Annotated in this window: 20 protein-coding genes; 9 read left to right on the top strand and 11 right to left on the bottom strand. The window is 65.2% G+C overall.

Features of this window, described 5'->3' with window-relative positions:
* Nucleotides 1-48: 48 nt before the first annotated feature.
* The 4 genes from ABZ677_RS05010 to ABZ677_RS04995 all read left to right on the top strand — a co-directional run bounded on the left by ABZ677_RS05010 (nucleotide 49) and on the right by ABZ677_RS04995 (nucleotide 5,598).
* Nucleotides 49-1,335: a glycosyltransferase gene (locus ABZ677_RS05010; RefSeq protein WP_358367050.1), complete on the top strand. Its 1,287-nt coding sequence runs from the start codon at nucleotides 49-51 to the stop codon at nucleotides 1,333-1,335.
* On the top strand, nucleotides 1,316-3,568 hold the full coding sequence (locus ABZ677_RS05005; protein ID WP_358367047.1) for a hypothetical protein: 2,253 nt from the start codon (nucleotides 1,316-1,318) through the stop codon (nucleotides 3,566-3,568). Before ABZ677_RS05010 ends, ABZ677_RS05005 begins: the two co-directional genes overlap by 20 nt.
* Before the next feature lie 213 nt (nucleotides 3,569-3,781).
* Nucleotides 3,782-4,639 carry a glycosyltransferase family 2 protein gene (locus ABZ677_RS05000; protein WP_094613278.1) on the top strand — a complete coding sequence of 286 codons (858 nt, stop codon included), beginning with the start codon at nucleotides 3,782-3,784 and terminating at the stop codon, nucleotides 4,637-4,639.
* The gene (locus ABZ677_RS04995) at nucleotides 4,636-5,598 is read left to right on the top strand and encodes a glycosyltransferase family 2 protein (protein ID WP_094740002.1); all 963 of its coding nucleotides are present in this window, start codon (nucleotides 4,636-4,638) and stop codon (nucleotides 5,596-5,598) included. The genes ABZ677_RS05000 and ABZ677_RS04995 overlap by 4 nt, the downstream gene beginning before the upstream one ends.
* Nucleotides 5,599-5,641: 43 nt before the next feature.
* On the opposite strand, the gene ABZ677_RS04990 is transcribed toward ABZ677_RS04995, so the two are convergent.
* A complete protein-coding gene (locus tag ABZ677_RS04990; protein WP_358367043.1) occupies nucleotides 5,642-8,062 on the bottom strand; it encodes a glycoside hydrolase family 2 protein in 2,421 nt (806 codons plus the stop codon).
* Entirely contained in the window at nucleotides 8,059-9,063 is a 1,005-nt protein-coding gene (locus ABZ677_RS04985) for a DUF1839 family protein (protein WP_094632820.1), read from the bottom strand. The genes ABZ677_RS04990 and ABZ677_RS04985 overlap by 4 nt, the downstream gene beginning before the upstream one ends.
* A 358-nt stretch (nucleotides 9,064-9,421) precedes the next feature.
* Between ABZ677_RS04985 and ABZ677_RS04980 the strand changes: the two genes are divergently transcribed.
* Complete coding sequence (locus ABZ677_RS04980; RefSeq protein WP_037194017.1) at nucleotides 9,422-10,360, top strand: endonuclease/exonuclease/phosphatase family protein; 939 nt, start codon at nucleotides 9,422-9,424, stop codon at nucleotides 10,358-10,360.
* A gap of 22 nt (nucleotides 10,361-10,382) precedes the next feature.
* Here the strand turns inward: ABZ677_RS04980 and ABZ677_RS04975 are convergent, their stop codons facing one another.
* The gene (locus ABZ677_RS04975; protein ID WP_358367039.1) at nucleotides 10,383-11,741 is read right to left on the bottom strand and encodes an Hsp70 family protein; all 1,359 of its coding nucleotides are present in this window, start codon (nucleotides 11,739-11,741) and stop codon (nucleotides 10,383-10,385) included.
* Nucleotides 11,742-11,885: 144 nt separating this feature from the next.
* Between ABZ677_RS04975 and ABZ677_RS04970 the strand changes: the two genes are divergently transcribed.
* Both ABZ677_RS04970 and ABZ677_RS04965 read left to right on the top strand, forming a co-directional pair.
* Entirely contained in the window at nucleotides 11,886-12,395 is a 510-nt protein-coding gene (locus ABZ677_RS04970) for a low molecular weight phosphatase family protein (RefSeq protein WP_358367036.1), read from the top strand.
* A gap of 90 nt (nucleotides 12,396-12,485) precedes the next feature.
* On the top strand, nucleotides 12,486-12,866 hold the full coding sequence (locus tag ABZ677_RS04965) for a hypothetical protein (RefSeq protein ID WP_358367033.1): 381 nt from the start codon (nucleotides 12,486-12,488) through the stop codon (nucleotides 12,864-12,866).
* 17 nt (nucleotides 12,867-12,883) lie between these two features.
* On the opposite strand, the gene ABZ677_RS04960 is transcribed toward ABZ677_RS04965, so the two are convergent.
* The 3 genes from ABZ677_RS04960 to ABZ677_RS04950 are packed head-to-tail and all read right to left on the bottom strand — an operon-like array spanning nucleotide 12,884 to nucleotide 15,520.
* A complete protein-coding gene (locus ABZ677_RS04960) occupies nucleotides 12,884-14,671 on the bottom strand; it encodes an ABC transporter ATP-binding protein (RefSeq protein ID WP_358367030.1) in 1,788 nt (595 codons plus the stop codon).
* A gap of 39 nt (nucleotides 14,672-14,710) precedes the next feature.
* Nucleotides 14,711-15,166, bottom strand: coding sequence for an ATP-binding protein (locus tag ABZ677_RS04955; protein WP_052047952.1), 456 nt, complete (start codon nucleotides 15,164-15,166; stop codon nucleotides 14,711-14,713).
* A gap of 21 nt (nucleotides 15,167-15,187) precedes the next feature.
* Complete coding sequence (locus ABZ677_RS04950) at nucleotides 15,188-15,520, bottom strand: STAS domain-containing protein (protein WP_037194222.1); 333 nt, start codon at nucleotides 15,518-15,520, stop codon at nucleotides 15,188-15,190.
* A gap of 128 nt (nucleotides 15,521-15,648) precedes the next feature.
* Here ABZ677_RS04950 and ABZ677_RS04945 point away from each other — a divergent pair, with 128 nt between their 5' ends.
* Together ABZ677_RS04945 and ABZ677_RS04940 are read left to right on the top strand one after the other, a co-directional pair.
* Nucleotides 15,649-16,053, top strand: coding sequence for a CrcB family protein (locus ABZ677_RS04945; protein ID WP_358367027.1), 405 nt, complete (start codon nucleotides 15,649-15,651; stop codon nucleotides 16,051-16,053).
* Nucleotides 16,050-16,415, top strand: coding sequence for a CrcB family protein (locus ABZ677_RS04940; protein ID WP_094632813.1), 366 nt, complete (start codon nucleotides 16,050-16,052; stop codon nucleotides 16,413-16,415). Before ABZ677_RS04945 ends, ABZ677_RS04940 begins: the two co-directional genes overlap by 4 nt.
* A gap of 10 nt (nucleotides 16,416-16,425) precedes the next feature.
* Here ABZ677_RS04940 and ABZ677_RS04935 read toward each other — a convergent pair whose 3' ends face one another.
* The 5 genes from ABZ677_RS04935 to ABZ677_RS04915 all read right to left on the bottom strand — a co-directional run bounded on the left by ABZ677_RS04935 (nucleotide 16,426) and on the right by ABZ677_RS04915 (nucleotide 20,605).
* A complete protein-coding gene (locus ABZ677_RS04935) occupies nucleotides 16,426-17,001 on the bottom strand; it encodes a YdcF family protein (protein ID WP_094740009.1) in 576 nt (191 codons plus the stop codon).
* Between the two features lie 50 nt (nucleotides 17,002-17,051).
* Entirely contained in the window at nucleotides 17,052-17,258 is a 207-nt protein-coding gene (locus ABZ677_RS04930; RefSeq protein WP_037194008.1) for a hypothetical protein, read from the bottom strand.
* 76 nt (nucleotides 17,259-17,334) lie between these two features.
* Nucleotides 17,335-18,072, bottom strand: coding sequence for a MerR family transcriptional regulator (locus ABZ677_RS04925; protein WP_358367023.1), 738 nt, complete (start codon nucleotides 18,070-18,072; stop codon nucleotides 17,335-17,337).
* A gap of 80 nt (nucleotides 18,073-18,152) precedes the next feature.
* On the bottom strand, nucleotides 18,153-19,688 hold the full coding sequence (locus ABZ677_RS04920) for an NAD(P)/FAD-dependent oxidoreductase (protein ID WP_358367021.1): 1,536 nt from the start codon (nucleotides 19,686-19,688) through the stop codon (nucleotides 18,153-18,155).
* The gene (locus ABZ677_RS04915) at nucleotides 19,685-20,605 is read right to left on the bottom strand and encodes a ferritin-like domain-containing protein (protein WP_358367018.1); all 921 of its coding nucleotides are present in this window, start codon (nucleotides 20,603-20,605) and stop codon (nucleotides 19,685-19,687) included. The genes ABZ677_RS04920 and ABZ677_RS04915 overlap by 4 nt, the downstream gene beginning before the upstream one ends.
* Nucleotide 20,606: the final 1 nt, after the last annotated feature.

The following is a 20,606-nucleotide window of genomic DNA, read 5'->3' as shown; positions in this document are numbered from 1 at the left end:
GACTCCGCTCCACCTGCCCGTACGTGTCACCCCGAAAGGACCCTCCCCGTGTTACCTCCCGCGCTCCCCAGACTCCAGTCTCCCGAATGGGACGGTGCCGTGTGGATCGGTGACATCGACCTGGAGCAGGATCTGCCGGAGTCTCTCGCCCTCGACGATTCCGACGGTTACCGCCGCGCCCGGTTGTTGATCCGACGCGGACTGGACCCGCTGGGCTTCGTCGAACTCGATGTCGTCGACGGCGCGATCGCGGCAGAAGACGCGCGACGGGCGGCCATGTCGCTCGCCCAGGTTCCGATGCCCGACGCTCTGCCCGACCCCGATCGGGCGCTGCCGCCGATCACCGTGGTGATCTGCACTCGCGACCGAGTCGACCATCTGAAGGGCGCGCTCGCGTCGGTGTCCGCTCTGGACTACCCCGACTTCGAGGTGGTCGTCGTCGACAATGCATCCCCGACCGATGCCACACAGCAGTACGTTCGCGGGCTGCACGACCCCCGTGTTCGCGTCGTGTCCGAGCCGACGGCAGGTCTGTCCAGGGCGAGGAACACGGGGTTGCGGGCGGCCCGACACGACATCGTCGCCTTCACCGACGACGACGTCGCCGTCGACGCGAGGTGGTTGCGCAGCATCGCGCGCGGCTTCGGGCGGGCCGATCGGGTCACGTGTGTGTCCGGCATCGTGCCGAGTGGGGAGATCAGAACTCAGGCGCAGGCGTATTTCGATCGTCGTGTCGGGTGGGCGAGTTCGGTGACGCCTCGGGTCTACGACCTGAAGAATCCTCCGGCCGACGTGCCGCTGTTTCCGTTCCAGGTCGGGATGTACGGAACCGGAGCCAATTTTGCGGTCGACCGCGGCCGGATGTTCGATCTGGGAGGATTCGACGAGGCACTGGGAGTGGGATCCCCGACCAACGGCGGTGAGGACCTCGACATGTTCTTCCGGGTCTTGATGGCCGGCGACAAGCTCGTGTACGAACCTGCGGCAATCGTGTGGCACCGTCACCGCGCCGATTCCGAGGCGTTGGCGGTGCAGGCGCGCGGGTACGGGCTCGGGCTCGGTGCGTGGCTGTACACGGTCGCCACCGACCGCAGATCGGCGACGCTGGCCGCCACGGTGGCCGTCCGCCGACTCGGCAGCGCAATTCGGTTGTCGGCGAAGATGAGCAAGGTCGCCTCCCCTCCCGACGATCTCGCTGCCGACCTGCCCGACGGCATCGGCCGGATGGAACTGCTGTCCATCGCCAAGGGCCCCGCGGCCATCCGGCGCAGCAGACGCGAAGGGCGCGAGCGCACTCCTCTGGCGGGGGTGAGCCGTGAACCTGTCCTCGACTGATTCCGGATACCGATCCATCGCGGATCTGCGGCACAAGCTGTTCGTCCCGTCCGACTGGACCGTCGACTGGCCCGTCGGCACCACCGACTCCGCTGCAGGCACTCGGCGGCGCGCGGGTAGCCGATTGCGCTACTCCGACATCAGCGTTCTCGCCGCCCTGTCCGGTCTGGCCTCGATGATCGCGCTGCCGACGCTGGTTCGCGTCGTGCTTCTGACGGTCCTGCTGTTCTTCGGACCCGGTGCCGCGATCCTGTCGTGGGTGCGTATCCCGCGCACCGCGGTTCCTGCGGCCCTGCCGATCCTGAGCATCTCGGTGGTGACACTGATGGTATCGGTGGCGATGTGGGGATACCGCTGGTCGCCCCGGATGTGGACGTTGTGGCTGTGTCTGGCCCTGATCGGCTCGTCGGTGTTGTGGTACCGCAAGCACGGCCGTCCCGACCTGCCGGTGTGGCTCTCGCGGGCCCGTGAGGTCGTCTCACCGTCGTCGCGAACGTCCGCCCTCGCCTCCGTGAAATTCGTCCTGACCGACCGCGAGACGTTGCGACGCAACGTTGCCGGCCTGATTCTGGCGCTGGCGTTCTTTCTGTGGCTACCGCTGTTGCCGGGTCTCGAGCGCGCGACGTACTCGCAGTTCGGACTGTTGACCGCCGGAACCGGCCCGGGACTGGTGCTGTGCATGGTTCTGATCATGGCGGCGTTCCTGATCGCGTTGCGACGTCATCAGCTGCGCACCATGCTGGTCGCCATCGGGCTGGCCATCGCGGTACAGCGATTCACCGTCACCCTCGTCACCTCCGCTCCGATCTACGACTGGACGTACAAGCACGTCGCCGTCACCGAGTTCGTGCTCGATCTGAACCGGCTGGCTCCGAGCGGCGTCGACATCTACAGCGAGTGGCCCAGTTTCTTCCTCGTCTCGGCCTGGTTCCAACACGTCACCGGATACGACACGCTGTCTCTGGCGCACGTGTTCGCGCCGATGATCCACGTCGTGCTCGCGGCAGCCGTGTACGGACTGGCGCGGGTCATGAGGTTCGACAAACGCGCAGCGATCACGGCGGCGATGCTCGCCGAGGTCATCAACTGGGTCGGCCAGGACTACTACTCACCGCAGGCCTGGGCCCTACTGCTCGCCGTGGGCTTCCTGGCGCTGTTGATGTCCTCGTCGCTCACCCGAGCCGCGGCGTTCCTGTCGATCGTTCCGTTCGCGGCCCTGGTCCCCACGCACCAGCTGACGCCGTACTGGCTGATGGCCGTCGCCGGCGTACTGCTGGTGACGCGACGAGCCAAGCCGTGGTGGTTGATGATTCCGCTCGGCATCATCTTGCTGGGATACCTGTATCCGCGACTGCCGATCGTGGCGCCGTACGGACTTTTCCAGGGGTTCGACCCCGTGCAGAACGCCGCGAGCAACGTCGAGGCGGAGGGCGTGCTCGGCAAACAGATCACGTCACTGGTCTGCCGCGCACTGTCCGGCGGGGTGTTCGTGTTGGCGTTCGCCTCGGCGATCTACGCCTGGCGCACCAAGAAGACGTTCTGGGCACCGATGGTGATGGCGTTCGGGTCGATCATGCTGCTCGCAGGGCAGAGCTACGGCGGCGAGGCTATCTTCCGGGTGTATCTCTACGCGATCCCCGGCTGCGTACTGCTGATCACGCCGATGTTCCTCGCACTGTTCGATCGCACACCGTCCCAGGATCGCCCGTCCCGAGCCCGCAGGCTCACCGCACGGACATCGGTTGCGGTCGCCACGGCCGGGGCCCTCGGCTCCGCCGTGCTGGGCCTGCAGAGCTACTTCGGCCTGTGGCCGATCGTGCTCGAACATCGCGAACAGATCGACGACGCCCGAGCGGTGGCCGCGGCGTCGCCGTCCGGCACCTCGATCACGATGCTGTACTCCTCGGGCTACCCGGCCCGGTCGACGTCGGACTACGGACGGCTGACCGAGGCGAACGAGTACTGGGACGTACCGCTCTACGCGCTGGGCCCCGAGTACATGGAAGGCTTCCCGACGCCCGAGAAGCTGGGCCAGATCGACTACAACGCGTCGATCAGCGACACACCCACCTACATGGTCCTCACCCGTCAGTCGCTCGAGGCGATGCAGTACTACGGGTTCGTCGCCGACGATGCGGTCGCTCGCTTCCGACAGTGGCTCGCGACCAATTCGGCGTGGTCGGTGCGGTATCAGGACGTCAACACGATCGTCTACCAGTACCGATCTCGTTGATTCGCGTCACAAACTATGACGTGAATCTCCAAACAATCTCCCAGTTGGTTTGTTTACAGCTTGACAAACCAGTCGCATCTTTTAAGCTTACTTTCAGTCAAAGGAAACAGGTTCTTGCGCTTCAGAACGATCGCGAGGCACTGTCTGTGGATGCGGCGGGGGTCGTTTCACGGAGCTCGGAGACATCTGCCCATCGCACTCGACCCATGTGGAATGGATATGTTGAATCGTCAGAATCCCCGCGTCAGTGTCGTCATCCCGACGCTCAACGAGGCCGCGAACCTTCGTCACGTCCTCCCCCTGCTCTCACACGACTACGAGCTCGTGCTCGTCGATGGTGGATCCGTCGACGGCACCATCGACGCCGCTCGCGAGATCCGCGGTGACATTCGCATCATCAAGCAGACCCGCAAGGGCAAGGGCAACGCGCTCGCCTGCGGCTTCGAGGCCGCTACCGGCGACATCATCGTCATGTTCGACGCCGATGGCTCAGCCGATGCTGCCGAGATCCCGCGCTTCGTCGACGCCCTGATCGCCGGTGCCGACTTCGCCAAGGGCAGCCGGTTCTGCGAAGGCGGCGGAAGCCACGACATCACGCCGCTGCGCCGCGCAGGCAACGGTGGACTGCACCTCGTGGCCAACACGCTCTTCGGAACTCGCTTCTCGGATCTCTGCTACGGCTACAACGCCTTCTGGCGCGATCTGGTGCCGGTCCTCGACCTGCCCGTCGTCGATCAGCCGGGTGCCGAGGGCATGATGCTCTGGGGCGACGGTTTCGAGATCGAGACCATCATCAACTGCCGCTTCGCCGAGGCGTCCGTGCGCATCGAAGAGGTGCCGAGCGTCGAGTTGGCTCGCATCTACGGCCAGAGCAACCTGCGGACCTTCTCCGACGGCTTCCGGGTGCTGCGCACTCTGATGACCGAACGCATGCGTGCCCGCAGGATCAAGCGCAAGTCCATCGTTCGCCCGTTGCGGGAGTCGATCGACGCCCGTACCGACATGGACCTCGAGTTCGAGGCTCTGGAGTCGTACAACGAGGTTCTCGAACTTCGCGAGAAGACGGCGTGAGTCTGCCGACTTCCTCGGTAGTCATCTGCGCATACACGTTGGCTCGATGGTCCGAACTCCGGACCGCCGTGACGGCCGTCCTCGACCAGGATGTGCCTGCCGACGAACTGATCATCGTCATCGATCACAATGCGCAACTGGCGGAGCGGGCACACGACGAGTTCTCGCCGCTGCACCGGACCGTGAACGTGGTGGAGAACAACCACCCTCGCGGCCTCTCCGGAGCGCGCAACACCTCGCTCGATCTCGCGACCGGTGAGATCGTCGTCTTCCTGGACGACGACGCCTCACCGCGCACCACGGAATGGCTCGGAGCCATTCTGTCCCATTACTCGGATGATGCCGTGTACGCCGTTGGGGGCTCTGCATACCCGGTATGGCCGGACAAGCGTCCGGCCTTCTTACCGGCCGAGGTAGTGGGTGAACCCGGCGAACTCGATTGGGTCGTCGGGTGCACCTACCGCGGGCAGCCGACGGAAACCGCTCAGGTCCGCAATCTCATGGGCGCGAACATGTCGTTCCGCCGTGAGCCCGTCGTCGCACTCGGCGGATTCGTCTCCGGCATCGGCCGGATCGGACGCGTGCCGCTCGGCTGCGAGGAGACGGAGCTGTGCATCCGTCTGCGCCAGACGCATCCCGATGCGCAGATCGTGTTCGATCCCTCGATCGTCGTCGATCACACGGTCAGTGCAGACCGCACTCGTCCGCGCTATCTCATCACGCGCAGCTACGCCGAGGGCGTGTCCAAGGCCGCCATCGCCCGGTTGATCGGGTCCGAGGACGCCCTGTCCTCGGAGCGGGCCTACACCGCCAAGATTCTGCCTCGCGCGGTCGGCCGGGAGACCAGCGCTGCTGCGCGCGGCAACCCGGTGCGTGCCTGGGGTGCGATGGCCGTGGTGGCAAGTGTTGGCGCGGCCGGAATCGGCTATGCCCGAGGAAAACTCAGCCCGAGCCGCTAGCGGCACGTGCACGGCTTGGGCCACGGACTGAATTCGTAGTCCACTACGAGCTTCTGCTCACGACCTTCGGCGCCACCGAGGCCCGCTCCATGGAGTTCAGCGCGCGCACATGTCCCCGCGGTGCACTCGCGCCACGACTGACGAGAGTCAGCGTGCGAGGTTCGTTCGGTGCCAGGTGGAACCACGAGTCGGACACCTCGAAGCCCTCGATGTCGACGCAGACGTACTGCGCCGGCCAGTCGGACCGGACGGTCAGTTCCCATGTCCCAGAATCCGTTTCGACGACATCCACGGTCAATCCCACCGTGTTCTGACGGCTCTGCGCGCCGACGAGTGCGGTGGTTCGCGTCACCTCGACGCCGTTGTCGTCCAGGAACAGGACGGTGACGGCGGAGTAGGTTCGGCTGCCGAAGCGGTAGGCATGGTTGACGTCGGTGAAGGTGCCGACGATGGAATCCACCGTCAGTGCGATGGATCCATTCGCCGGGGCGCTCACCGTGCGCTCGAACTCGTGGCTGCCGCGCGAGGCGTGCAACACCACTCGAATACTGCCCGAGCGCGCCGGTCCGTCGTTGACCAGTTCCACCGAGTAGCCGTCGAGTCCGTTGTCGGACAACAGCAGTGCCACCGGGGCGCTGGACCGCGCCAACGCGTAGAAGGGTGCCTTGGGCACACCGCCGGTGTCGACGATGCCCCAGCCTGCGCCGGGCACGGTGTCTCGTAACGTCAGCACGAGGGCTCCGGCGCACCCCGAGGATTCTCGACGCCAGTGGCCGAACGCTTCGGTGAACGCTTCGACGATCGCCGCCCTACCGTAATCGAGGTACAGCTCGGCGTCGTCCCGCCGGATCAGGTGTGGATCGACGCCGAAGATCGTACGTACGTAGTGATCTCGCACGTCTTCGAAGTCCCAGGACGAGCCACGGTCACGTGGGACGGCGGCCTTCCAGTCCGGGTGGTGACCGGCGACGGCCGCGGACCCGAAGAACTTCTCCACCTGCGCCCGTTCCGGGGGAACGGCAAAGGCCAGGCACTCTGCCGCGAAACGCACTCCGGCAGTTCGGATATCGGACAGTGGGCGCAGGTATCCGCCCACCCCGAAGTAGTGCGCGATGCCGTCGCCCACATGGGTGTGCAATTCCCCCTGAGCGCTGGACGGGCTCGATGTCACATACGCCACAGCGGGCAGGCGATCTGCCAAAAAATCAGGAAGAACGCTGTCCAGCATCTCCATTCGTTGATCCTCGGCTGCGAGACCCAACATCGTGGGTTGCTGCTGAGTCTCACTTCCGCCGCTGACGACCATCAGGGCGGGGTTGGCGGAGACGATGTCGGCGAACGCGTCGAGCTCGTGGGTGACTGCCGCGGTGTACGTGTCGTCGGTGGGCGGGTCGATGGTGCCGAACATGACGTCCTGCCACACCATGATGCCCAGTTCTGCACACAGGGACCAGAATTCGGGCTGCTCGTACACCAGGGTGCCGACGATGCGCACCATGTTCAGGCCCGCCGATCGGAGCTGCTCGAGAGCAGCCCGCAGATCGGCCTCCGGCGACCACAGCCGCACCGGGTCCAGCGGGGTCCACGTTCCTCCGCGGCAGAAGATGTTCTCGCCGTTGACCGTCAGTACTGCGCCGCCTGCCGTACGGTCCAGCTCGATCGTGCGAAACCCGACGAATCCCATGGGATGGACGATGCCGTCCACCTCGAGTGCCACGCGATACGTTCGCGGTCGGCCGTGCGTGTGCGGCCACCAGAGTTCGACGTCGGGCAACGTCACCGCCCGGTCGATGCGCTCGACGGTTCCGAGCTCGAAGGCCCTGTCGTCGATCAGAATTCGAGCCACTCCGGGAGCATCCAGGTCGGCGCGCAGTGTGACGACGCCGTCCGTACCCGATACCGACGTCCTCAGGTCGACGCGACGAACGTCCGGGATCACCGTCATGGACACCGGACGCCACGGCCCGACGGGTACCGGAAGGGGCCCGTACACGGGTGCGCGACCGAGCATCGTCGTCCGTTCGTGTCGCAGCCCCTGCGCGGCGATCAGCGACGATCGCCACCGACCGCGGGGGCGTCGAGACGTCAGATGTGCTGCCAGCGATTCGACGTGGACGGCGATGGCGACGGTGTCACCACAGTCCGTCAGATCGAGAGTCTCGGGAACGAACATCGACGCCACGGTTCTGCGCTGGACACCATCGATCCAGATCTGCGCACGGGTCGCGATGCCATCGAATCTCACTCGAACCCGGCGATGGCCACCGGTGGGGACGTCGGCGACGAACCACCAGTCGTGATCGTCCGGATTCACCGCGAGTGAGTCTCCGAGCGCGCCGGCAACCGTGCCCGGCACCACTGCGTCGACCCAGTCGAGATCCTCGCGTAGGTCCTCAGGGTGAAGAACGGAACCGGCGTCGGTTCGGGCCAGCCGCCACCGAGCGCCGTCGAGCAGATCGATCACGCGCCCAATGCACCTGCAACGATGTCCATGGCGGCCGTCCAGTTCTTGCTCATCTCGATCAGCGGCTCGTCGAGCACCACATCCCGGCCACGTGCGGCGCGCGCCATCCGGAATTGAACGGCCTTGGCACCGGAGGCGGCGTCGAGGAAGTGCGGCGCTGCGGCGGCGGCTCCCGTCACGCCACGACCTTCGAGGTAGTGCACGTAGTTCGCCGCGAGTTCGGCCGTGGCACCGAACTGCCGGAGCAGGCCGAACGACCACAGGTGGAATGCGTCGGGCCCTGCGGTCTGCACGAGCGGGATGTCGGCGATGATGCGGCGAGCCAGCGCGTCGACGGGGTTGCCCGGAGCGCGGCGTGCCAGGTGTGCGCGAGCGACATCGAGGTCACGGTCACCGAAACCGGCGTCGAGAACCGTGGAGTCCACCTTGATCTGCTCGACGTACGGCAGCAACACCTCGGCGTGCGGTTCCGGAGCGAGATTGAAGATCCCGTCGAAATCGGCCCCGGTGAGCTCGAAGTAGCCGCGATTGTGGAAGTAGCCCATCACCTTCCCGTCGCGATCGACGAGGTTCGGCACGATGGTGGTCTTGGTGTGCTGGTTGCGGTAGCTGGTCCCCGCGGTGTCGGGCAGCCAGAAGCCGTCGACCTCCACGGTGACGTGGATGCCGTCTTCCAGGCCTTCGACGACATGCTCGAGCACAGGACGCCACACGTTCATCTCGGCGACGCCGATGCCGTACAGGGTGCGCAGGTCCTCGGGCGCGATCTTCACGAAGTCCCACTGTCTCCCGTCGCAGCCGGCGCTCAGCACGAAGGCGAGAGCGGGTGTGGGATCTGCACCGAACGAGTGCAGAACTTCGATCCACAGGTCGACGTAACAGTTGGTTTCGGTCCAGATGCGGTCGTGATTGTGTATCGGGTGTGGTCGGTAACTGATGGGGTCGAGTTCCAGGACTCGTAGGCTGGTCCCGAGCCTGTCCAGCACTGCATCGTTCGACATGAAGCCTCTCCTACCGGATCGAATGTCGGACGGTCCCCGAGCCGCATTTGTCCGTATTGCCTGTATCCAGGCCCCTAATCCTAACGAATCGGTTTGTTCTTCGCACTCGATCGGACGGTAGGATTGTTTTTGCCCGCACGAACTACTTCCAGGGCCACCATCTCGACAGCAGTGACATCTGCCCCCGGTAACGGGGGCAGTCACAGAGCGAGCAGTCGGTTCCGCGCCGGTAATGCTGGTGCGCAGCCTGTTCGTGATGACACTTGCATACTGGCTCTGAGCTGGGCACATGCCGAGTGTAGACAACACCTGACACATCCACGCCCATCTCGGGCACGCAATAGGAGGCACGAGCACGATGCGCCGATTCGCATCCAGCGCAGCGCTGGTCATCGGCTGGGCTCTGCTCGCAGTCGTCTTCGGAATGTTCCTCGTTCGCCAGATTGGTGTGACCGAGATCACTTTTGTTGCGTTCGTCGTCGGGGCTCCGTACCTCGGTGTCGCCTCGATCGCCGCCGTGATCCTGTTCGCCGCAGCGCGCTCCCGCATCGGGTCGGCCGTCGCAGTACTGATCACCGTCGCCGTCGTCGGCGTTCAGGTGCCGATGTACCTGTCCGACGGCCCGGACAACACCGGACCCGAATTGTCGGTCCTGACGATCAACGTCGCACACGGCGACGCCGACGCAGCGTCCATCGTCGACGCGGTGCGCACCCACGACGTCGACATTCTCGCGGTCCAGGAACTGACCCCGGAAGAAGTGACCGATCTGCAGGCCGCCGGCATCGACGACCTGCTGCCGTTCTCCTTCACTGCTGCCCTACCGGTGGCCGATGGCACCGGGCTGTGGAGCCGCACCCCGCTGACCGACGGCACCCGCCTCGACAACTTCGGATTCGTACCGGTCCAGGCGAAGACCACCGTCGACGGGCAGGATCTGACCGTCGTCTCCTTCCACGCGATGTCGCCTGCCACACCGCGCCACACCACCGAGTGGGACGCCGACCTGGCCAGGATGCGGTCCATCATGGAGACCTATCAGGGCACCGTGCTCGTCGCGGGCGACTTCAACGCCACCAACGACCATCGGCAGTTCCGCACCTTGGCATCGTCCCCGTTCTCCGACGCGGCAGACGGGGCAGGCGCGGGCCTGTTCCGCACGTTCCCGTCGGAGCGTCCGCTCGCGCGGCTGGACCATGTGGTGACGAGCGAGAACGTCCGGGCTCGGTCGGTCGAGCCGTTGGCGATCCCGGACAGCGATCACCTGGCGGTTCTCGCGGAGTTGCAGCTGCCCTGATCCGGGCGGGCACCGACGCGAGCTAGAAGCGCGGCAACTCGATCACCGGCGCCGGAGGCAGCTGGATCTGCGGCAGCTGAATCTGCGGCAGGCCGGGGATCAGCGGCGCCGGGGCGGGAGCAGGCGCGGGTTCAGCGGGCGGCACGTATTCCGGCTCGGAGTAGGTGCGAGCCGGGGCCTGAGCGGCCTCGGTGGTCGGCGGCACGGTGGTGGTCGGCGGCGCTGTGGTGGGTGGCGCGGTCGTCCTCGGCGTCGTGGGCACTGCCGTGGCAGGTGCGCTCGTCTCGGCCGGTGCACTCGTCGGTTCCGTCGAACTGCCGCCGTACCCGAGGGACAACCCGAGTGCAGCGATGGCGACGAGGCCACCTGCGACGAGCACTGCGCCGCGGACCTTGCGCTTGGAGTCGGCAGGCTTGTCGGCAGCGGGGTCGGGGCTCAACCAATCGGGAGCCCCGGTCAGCGATGCGGGGTCGGACGGAGACTGTCGAACGCCCGGCTGTTGGCTCGGTCGACGCGGTGCGTCGGCCACCGGAGTCGCGAGCAGCGCCGCGCCGCGTGCGGCCACCGATTCCGGGTTCGCCGGGGTGACGACGGGAAGGCCGATCCACGCACTGAGAATCGACTCCACCAGTGGGATGCGTGCACCGCCGCCGATGAGGAAGAGAGCGTCGACGTGCTTGGGTGAACGACCGATCACGTCACGTACCAACCGCGCCGAGTACTCGATGGGAACGGTCACCAGAGACTCGAACGACTCACGCGAGATCAGGATCACGCCGCCGTCACCGGGCAGGCACACCGCGCCGCTGGTCGAGAGCTGCTCCTTGGCCACGCGGCACCGCGCGGTGAACTCGCTCAGTTCCTGGTTGTCGGCAATGTCGACGCCCTGCTTGGCGAGCTGATTGTCCGAGATGAGCCGATCGAAGTCGTCGCCGCTGATGTCGATGGTGCGCTCGGCGAGCAGAACCTGCCCGGTACCGCGGTCGATGACACTGATCGTCAATCCGGAGCTGCCGAGATCGTAGAGAGCGATGGTGCCGAAGTGCCCCAGCTCGCCCGACGCCTCGAGGTACTGCAAGGCCGCGCGCGCCTCGGGAACCAGTCGGTAGTTGTAGAGGCGCTGACTCGCCATCGCCTGCTGGATCTCGCCGAACTGCTGCTGGTCCCGATACGCGACGCCTGTCGCTTGCACCGGTCCACCGTCGCCCGGCTGCGAGAGCACGACGCCGATCGATTCGGCGGCCAATTCCTCCGCGCGGTCCCAGTAGGCGTCGACGGTGTCGTGGTGGAAATCGAGGCGACCCGAATCCTGAGGGCGCGCGTCGGGACGAGCCATGCGCACGGCACTGGCCCCCACCGACACACCGAGAACTTCGGTCATTACCCGCCTTCGGTCGACTTCCCCGTGAACACACGCCGAGACTCGATGTCACGAACGAGTCTCGATCCCCCCTACCAATGGCTCACTGTAGCGCGTCCCGCGGTGCACAGTGCGGGACCCGACCACAGCACTAGGGTTGCGGGCATGCGCGTTCTGTTCGTCTGCACCGGGAACATCTGTCGATCGCCCACAGCCGAGCGACTTGCGGCCGCATTCGCGCGCGAGGGTGGCTTCGAGCTGACCGCGAGCAGCGCCGGAACGCAGGGCTTGACCGGATACGCCATGGACCCGACGGCCGCGACGGTGCTGACGCAGCTCGGTGGCGATCCGGACGGTTTTGTTGCCCGACGCCTCACGCCTGCGATCGCTGCCGACGCCGACCTGGTTCTGACGATGACGGCGGCCCATCGCGATGCCGTCCTGGCACTTGCACCGCGGCAGATGCGTCGCACCTTCACGCTGCTCGAGGCGTCCGGTCTCGCGGCCGCGTCGGGTGCGCAGTCCATCGCGACCCTGGCCGACGCACGGGCGGTGCACCGGGTCGACACCCTCGACATCGGCGATCCGTATCGGCGCGATCACTCGGTGTACGAGCAGGCCGGGGAGTTGATCGCGCAGACACTGCCCCATGTTCTGCGGTTGTCGACGCAGTGAACGTCCACCTCTCGCCGCGTCGCTCCCTGAGGTAACGTTCTCGCATCATTGCCGACCATCCGGGTCCGGCCACGGCGTTAGGGTCTGTGCATGCGCGACAAGGTCATCGCGTCGGCAGCAGTGGCGAGCGCCGGAGTGGCAGTCGCAGTCGGCTTGACCATCGGCGCTCTCGGCGGCGCGTTCGACGACACGAGCCAGACCGTTCGTCCTCCCGCCCTGAAGTCGGACAGCCTGAGTTCGGTCGAGGCGACGCCGAGCTCGACGATCGTCATCGTCCCGCCGTCGCCCACCTGGCAGGTCGCAGTACCCACCACCGCTCGCCCCACGACGACCACTCCGGATCGCCCCGAGACCACGACGCGAAGCCCGCGCCGAACCCCGTCCTCGGACCGGACGACCACCACCACCGCCGAGAACGATTCGGACGACGAGAGCACCACCACCGAGTCCGAATCCGACTCCGGGCGTTAGACACCGGCCGGGTGTTCTCAGCCGGACTTCGTCAATGTCGTGTTGTCGCCGATTCGCAACGCGGCCACCAGCTCTCGGTAGAGCGAGTCGGTGTTCATGAGTTCGGAGTGCGTGCCCCTGGCGCGGACCACTCCGTCCTCCATCACGAGGATCGTGTCGGCGTCGAGCACGGTGGACAACCTGTGCGCGATGGTCACGACGGCGGAGTCGGTCGCGATCGATCGGATCACCTCGTGGATTGCCGCCTCGGTTCGGCCGTCGACCTGAGCCGTGGCCTCGTCGAGCAGAAGGATCTCCGGACGACGAACGATCGCCCTGGCCAACGCAATTCGTTGACGCTGCCCACCGGAGACGGTCGATCCGATCAGGTCGGTGTCCAACCCTTCGTCCAGGGCGCGGATCGCCGAGTCCAGATGTACCGACTCGAGCGCCGACCAGATGTCGTCTTCGCTGGCATCGGGATGGCTGAACAGTAGGTTCTCGCGGATCGATCCGGGGAGCACCGGCGTCTCCTGCTCCACGTACGACAACCGGGCTCGCACCTCGTCGATGGTCAGCTCGTCGTATGGAGTGCCGCCGAGCCGGATCTCGCCGGCCTCGGGCGTCAGGAAACGCAGGATCAACGAGAAGACGCTGGTCTTGCCTGCTCCGGACGGGCCGACGATCGCGGTGTGCCCACGCGCGGGCACCTCGAGGTCCATACCGCGCACGGCCGGCTCCCTGCCCGGCGCGTATCGGGCTGTGACGCTGCGGAATTCGAGAGCCGGAGCGGGCGCTTCGGTCTTCACCGAACGCGTGGGACCCGTCTCGCCTTTTTCGGTGACCAGGTCGTCGATCTGGCGAATACGGGCAGCCGCCGCCATTCCGGCCTGCAGTGCGGTGATGTTCGTGGCCAGCGTGGACACCGGCCCCATCACCTGGAATGCGTACAGCAGAAACGCGATCAGGCTGGACACGGCCAATGCCCCGGTACTGACGCGGTAGCCGTCGAGACCGAGGATGCCGATGATCGCCAACTGCACTCCGCCCCCGGCGAACGTCCATGCCAGCGCGGAGATCTTGACCGCCCTGACGCTGTGCTGGGCGGAGATTCGCGCCTCGGCGATGACTCGCTCCGATTCGCGGGCCTCGGCTCTGCTGGACTTGACGGTACGAATCGCCCGCAGCGTGCCGTCGAGAATTCCACCGAGGCGGCCCACCGCTTCCTGGGATTGCCGCTGTGCGACGGCGATAGGAGGCATCAGGCGCGCGAACAACACCGCGATCGCGATGATGGCCGAGGCGATCGCGCCGAGCAGCACCAGATCGAGCACGGCCATGAGAATCAGTGCACCGACGAGGCCGACGACACTGTTGACTATGGCCACCAAGGCATTCGACGTGGCCTCGCGCAGCAGCACGGTGTCGGAGGTGACCCGGGTGACGAGTTCTCCGGTGGGCCGAGTGCCGAGACTTCCCACCGTGGCACCGAAATACTTGCGCACTATCGATTTGCGGGCGTCCAGGACCACGCGTTCGGCCAGCACCCCCAGCACGATCCACTGCAGATACAGAACCAGCGAACCCACCACGAGCAGACTCACCAGGATCAGCACCGGCTGTATCAGGGACGCGTCGGTGCCGAGGCCGTCGAGCACTCCTTTGGCCACCATCGGGGTAGCCAGAGCGGCTCCGGTTCCGATCAGGCCGAGTGTCAGCCCCAGCGACAGTGTCCGACGGTGCGGCCGGACGAACTGCCACAGCACGCGCAGATTCGGGACAGTTATCTTCTTCTTCTCCGCTGTAGCGATCTGCACGTCGACCATGGCACCAGTGTGCCGGACAGGGAGGTCAGGGCGGTCGTTCTAGGTCGCGTCCCAGATCATGTGCACGGTCGTACCGTTCTGGTCCGAGGTCACTGCGGCGCTGTCGGCAAGCGCCCGCATCAGAGGCACACCCCGCCCGCGGTTGGGGTCGGAGTTGTGCGACGCCCAATCCCCGCGATCGGTCACCTTCACCTCTATTCGACCCTCCACGGCACGCGAGACCCGGATGTCGAGTGTTCCGCGATCGGTGTGGTCTCGATACGCGTGCTCGACGCTGTTCGCTATTGCCTCGTACGTGGCCAACACCACGTCGTATGCACGATCGGGGTCGACGCCCACTTTGCCCAACCAGTCACCGAGCTCACGACGAAGCTCCGACGCTCGATCGGCGTCGGCAGGTTCGCCGGTGAACAGCAGTTCTTCCATTCGCGCACCTGCCGTCGAGATCGAACTGTCGGTACGTGAGTCGTCACCTCCGAAGAGAGTCGCCATCATGAATCCCGTCTACCCAAAAGTTCAGGATCTACCCTTACGAAGTGCAACGAATGCTTCGTCGACCGTTGCATAGATTCCGAACACCTCGTCCAGACCGACGAGAGTGAGGGGACGACCGGTGGCCGGACCATCCGCGACCACCGCAAACCCGGCGTCGCCGCCGAGTTGCTGATGTGTCGACGCCAACAGAGACATGCCGGCGGAGGCGAGAAATCCCACATCACTGAGGTCGATCACCACAGCCGAAGGCGATTTCTCGAGCACGAGAGCAACCGACTCGGACAGATCGGGAGCAGTCACCAGATCCAGTTCACCGGACACCGCCAGAACCACGTCCTGATCACGCCATTCCACAATCACATCGAAGTGCTGGGGCCCGAGGCCCGTGTCGTCCGCAGTCACATGCCGACTTTACCCCGGCCCACCCCGGCCGACTTTCTTCCACTCGGCCGAGTTGCTCGACTCCCACTAGGCTCGCTCCGGTGATCGAGGGACTGCAGCAAGCGGACCGTCGTCGTTCGGTCGGCGAATACGTCGCGGTCACGGTCGGCGGCGCTGTCGGTGCGGCTTTGCGGTACGAGGTCTGGACGTGGCGGGCTTCGCCGAGGTGGCTGTTGATGAGCACCTTCGGCGTCAACGTGTTCGGTTGTCTTGTCGTCGGCGCTGCCCTGGGCTACCTGTGGGGACGGCACGCCCCGGTTGCCCGCGCCGGACTCTTCGGGCTCGCGTGCGGTTTCACCACGTTCGGCCTGTACGCGTTCCAGGCCGTGACGCATCGCGGTGCCTGGAATTCAGTGATGTATCTGGTGGGAACGCCGGTGATCGCGTTGATCGCCATGGCACTCGGCGCGGCGATCACCAAGCCGAGATCGAGCAGCGCTCGATGACGACCATGCTCCTGGTGGCCGCCGGAGGCGGGCTCGCCGCGCTCGGGCAGTTCGTGTTCTCGCACGCGATCAGGTCTCGGCGACGGTTGTCCGCGCTCAACCTGGTGGCGTGCGCGGCGTTGGGGTTGGTGTTCGCTCTCGATCCACCGGACCGGTTTCGTTCGCTGGTGGGCATCGGATTTCTGGCGTCGGTGGCTCCGTTGGCCACGGTCGTGCTGGCTACGCTTCGGCTCACTCGGAACCAGCAGTACCGCAGCGCAGCAACGTTCTTCGCTGCGAACGTGGTGGGCGGTATCGCCGCGGTGATGTTCGGATTCCTGGCGTGGAAATCCGGCATCACGCTCTATCACAAGATTTTCTGACTCGGCTCCGTCAGTCGCTCGCCGAGTCCTCGCACGGCCCCTGCACTCCGGCCTTGACGAATCCCGCGAGCTGATAGAGGTAGGTGAATTCCCATTCGACGAGGGAGAAGTCGTAGGTGCGTGGCGTCGGACGCATGGTGACGGTTCCGTCGAAGCACTGATCGAAGATGTAGCGGGCGCGCGGTAGGTGATATCGCCACGTGACGACGATGACGTGGTTCCACCCGCGTTCGCGGGCGAGTTCCTCGGTGAAGATCGCCTCTCCGCGCGTGGTCGACGGCACCGGCGGAATGCACAGCACCTCGAACTTCTGTGACGATGTGGCGCACGCCTTCTTCATCGTCGAGTCACCGGACCCGTAGGGATCGGAGAGCACCACCGTCTTCGCCAGACCCTGCTCGGCGAGCGAGATTCCGTAGGCCTCGCGGCCGTCGTGTTCGCCGCCCAGTACGACGATGGCGTCGGCCGTGGTCAGCGGATCGACGCGAGCCTTGGTGAACGCGACATAGCCGCCGACACCGATCGCGGACACCAGGACAACGGGGATCGCGAAGGCCAGAAACAGCAGTAAGCGTCCGCGGAACACCTCACCAGGTTAGGGAAGGTGTACCGCGGGCGCGCGGTCAGAGACTCGAATCACTCACTCGGCTGCGGCACGTTGACGTTGCAGTCCGTGACCTCCGGGTTGACTCCGAAGTAGTTGAGCGGTCCTGCGACGACGGTGAGGGCGATGGTGCCCGCTCCGGCGCAGTTCTCGGGTGCGCTCTCGAAGTCTCCGCGCTGGTACGACGCGAATGCGCCGATGATCAGCCAGACGAGAACGATCAACGTTACGAACCTCATGGTGCCCCCTCGATCGGTCAGCCGCCGTTCGGCTGTCGGGAGCCAGGTATGTCCGATTGTTGCAGTCTTCAAACCATCATTGGTCGTTCTGCCTGGACAGAGTCTGCGACAGATAGTCACTGAGCGCCTGTTCCTGGACGCGATCGAGGGCGCGGGCCAGCTCCGCCTGCGCAGATTTCATCGCCAGGCTGCGCATCTTCTCGAACATCTCGGTGGTCTCGGCCACCTCCCCCGACTTGGGGAGCCAACCCGGGCCGTGTTGCGCGATCAAGTGGTCGGTCACGCTCCCCACCATCGACTCGGCGATGGCGTTCATCTTGGACGCGGTCCTCTCGTGTTGATCGAGCAGTTGCTCCAGCGTGAAGCCGTACTGGCTCAGATCGACGAAGACCTCGAGGAGAGTGGGGTCGAGAATCTCGCACTGGTCGCCGCCGATCCTGATCAGTTTCGCCTCGATCAGTCGGGCAACGATGGCGTCGTTGTCCTCGCCGAGAAATTGGGCGATCAGTTCGAGGGGAATGACCGTGGTCTCTTCCGACGACCATTTACGGGTCACGATCTCCTGGAGGCCCAGGATCTCACCGAGGTCCTTGCCCTGCTCCCAGCCCGAGAGGAAATCGGCGATGTGCACCGAGGTGAAACCTCTCTGCAGCAGCGAATCGATCACCTTCAGCCGCGTCAGGTGATCGTCGCCGTAGATACCGACTCGGCCGCGGAGTGTGGGCGGGGGAAGCAGTCCACGCTCCTGGTACGCCCGCACGTTACGAGTGGTCGTCTTGGCCTCTCGAGCCAAGTCGTCGATTCGATACTCCACCGATCTCCCTACCTCCGCCGCGCGTCGACCCACAGGATATACGTCGACGACGCGGCGGAAGGTGGACCCGAACCCGAACGTCATCGCGACGGAAGCATGCTCTCGGCGGCCCGTAGCGGTTCCCGCGGCCGTTCGACGCGGCGCGGGACCATCGTGAAGTCGCCCTGCTCGACGCCTCTGAGCTGGTTGACGTACTGGGTGGCGAAACCGGGGAACATGGTTGCGTTGAAGCCGTCCTCGGTGAGATACCAACTGCTGCAACCCGAATTCCAGGTCGTCTTGGCCAGCTTGCGCTGCATCTCCTCGTTGTACGCATCCTGAACGTCCTGGCGCACGTCGGCGCTGTGCAGATTGCCGTCGAGAACCAGGGAGATCGCCTCGACGAGGTAGTCGATCTGGGCCTCCATGTACACCAGGGCAGAGCTGTGCCCCGGTCCGGAGTTCGGGCCGAAGGTGAAGTACATGTTCGGATAGCCCGACACAGCGATGCTCTTGTACGCCTTGGCCCCTGCGCTCCACTCGTCGGCCAGCACCCGACCGTCGCGCCCGGTGATCGGGATCGGCGTCCCGGTGTTGGACACGTCGAATCCGGTGGCGAACACGATGGCGTCGAACTGATGCTCGATGCCTTCCACGGTGCGAATACCCTTGGGCGAGAGCGTTGCGATCGGCCACGTGACCAGCGTGCAGTTCGGCTTCTGCAATGCCGGGTAGTAATCGCTGGTCATCAACAGTCGCTTGCAGCCGGCCCTGAACCGCGGAGTCAGCTGACGCCGCAGCCATGGATCGCGAACCTGACGCCGCAGATGGGCGCGACCGACCAGTTCGACGATGCGGGTCAGCGGGGTCTTCCAGACGACACCGAGGGCGACGGACTCGTGGCCCCAGAACCACAGCGAACGCGCGATGGTCTGAGCCTGCGGGTACCGAGCGTATCGACGCTTGGTGCCGCCCTGTGTCTTTCGGTTCACTCTCGGCAGCGTCCAACCGGGCGTGCGCTGGAACACCTTGACCGTGTCGGCGATCTTCACCAGTTCCGGAACGATCTGCACCGCGCTCGCCCCGGTTCCGACCACGGCGACCTTCTTACCCTCGAAGTCGTAGTCGTGATCCCACCGAGCACTGTGGATCTTGTGCCCCTCGTAGGTGTCGATGCCCCGGATGTTCGGCAGGCTGGCATTGGCGAGCGGCCCCGACGCCATCACCACCGTGCGCGCTCGAACATCGGGGTGCCCGTCGATGCTCAGGTGCCAATGCCCGGCCGCCTCGTTCCAGATGATGTCGACCACATTGTGCCCGAATCGAATACGCGACTCGATGTCGAACTCGTCCACCATCGTGTGGATGTAGTCGAGAATCTCACCGCTACCGGAGTAGGTGTGCGACCAGTTCGGGTTCGGCGCGAAGCTGTACGAGTACAACCTGGACGGGATGTCGCAGGCTGCGCCCGGATAGGTGTTGTCGCGCCAGGTCCCCCCGACCGCACTACCGCGTTCGAGGATGACGAAGTTGTCGATACCTTTGTTGCGCAGTCGGATAGCGGAACCTATTCCGGCGAAGCCTGCACCGACGATCACCGCGTCGAGGACACCTTCGCGCGCATCGAGCTCGCTCATGCGACGGGCTCGTAGGTCAGTTCCTTGGCCCAGGTCGGCTCGGAATTGAGAGTCTTGCTCGGGTACCGGCGAGTGAGCTTCACCAGGCCGTCCGCCAGGAGGTGATACGGGTGCTTGCGATTGATGACGATGCTGCCGTGCCACTGCACTATTCGGTACATCGGCACACGCAGTGCCTCGGGGCTACGCTGCCCGACACTGCGGAATCGCTTCATCGCGGTGTACAGGCGCTCCTCGTCGACGCCCATCTCGACGATGTTGTCGCGCATCTTGTTCAGCAGCGGGATGTACCGCAGCGTGCCGACGATGAGGGCCGGGTTTATCCATGCGCCGACGGTGTCGACCAGAATCTTGCGCATCCGCGAATGCCCGAGAAGCTCGATCACGGCGAAATCGACTGCCAAATGCCGTGATTCGTCGGAGTTGATCTTCTTGAAGACTGCCTGACACACCGGATCGTCGATCTCGTCCATGATGAACTTGACCAATGCACCGTCCAGCGCGACCTCGAGCATGGGAATCACGGTTCCCAGCACGGCCAGAGACAGCCCGTCCGAGTGCTTGTCGAGCCAGTCGATGACGAGCTTGACGTTGATGTTGGGCTCGGGCATCTCGTCACCGTCGAGCATGCCCCAGCGTCGCATGAGAGCGAGCTCGGCATTGGCGTGCTTCTGTTCTTCGGCGTGGAAGTAGCGGTAGATCTCTGCCAGCGTCTCGTTCGGGGCCTTGAGCGCCATGGCCGCGAAGCCCCGAGCGCCGACGTTCTCGATCCACATCAGATCGGACATGAAGGGCTTGAGCTTGGCGTGCAGTTCCGGACTGATGGTCTCCGCACCCGGACCGTCCCAGTCGATATCGGCCAGCGCCCATTGACGGTCCTTGATCTTGGTCAACATGTCTTCGAAATCCATTGCCATG

It is taken from the genome of Rhodococcus sp. NPDC006774 (assembly GCF_040636045.1).
Taxonomy (GTDB): Bacteria; Actinomycetota; Actinomycetes; order Mycobacteriales; family Mycobacteriaceae; genus Rhodococcoides.
This window is presented reverse-complemented; position numbering and strand designations above follow the sequence as displayed.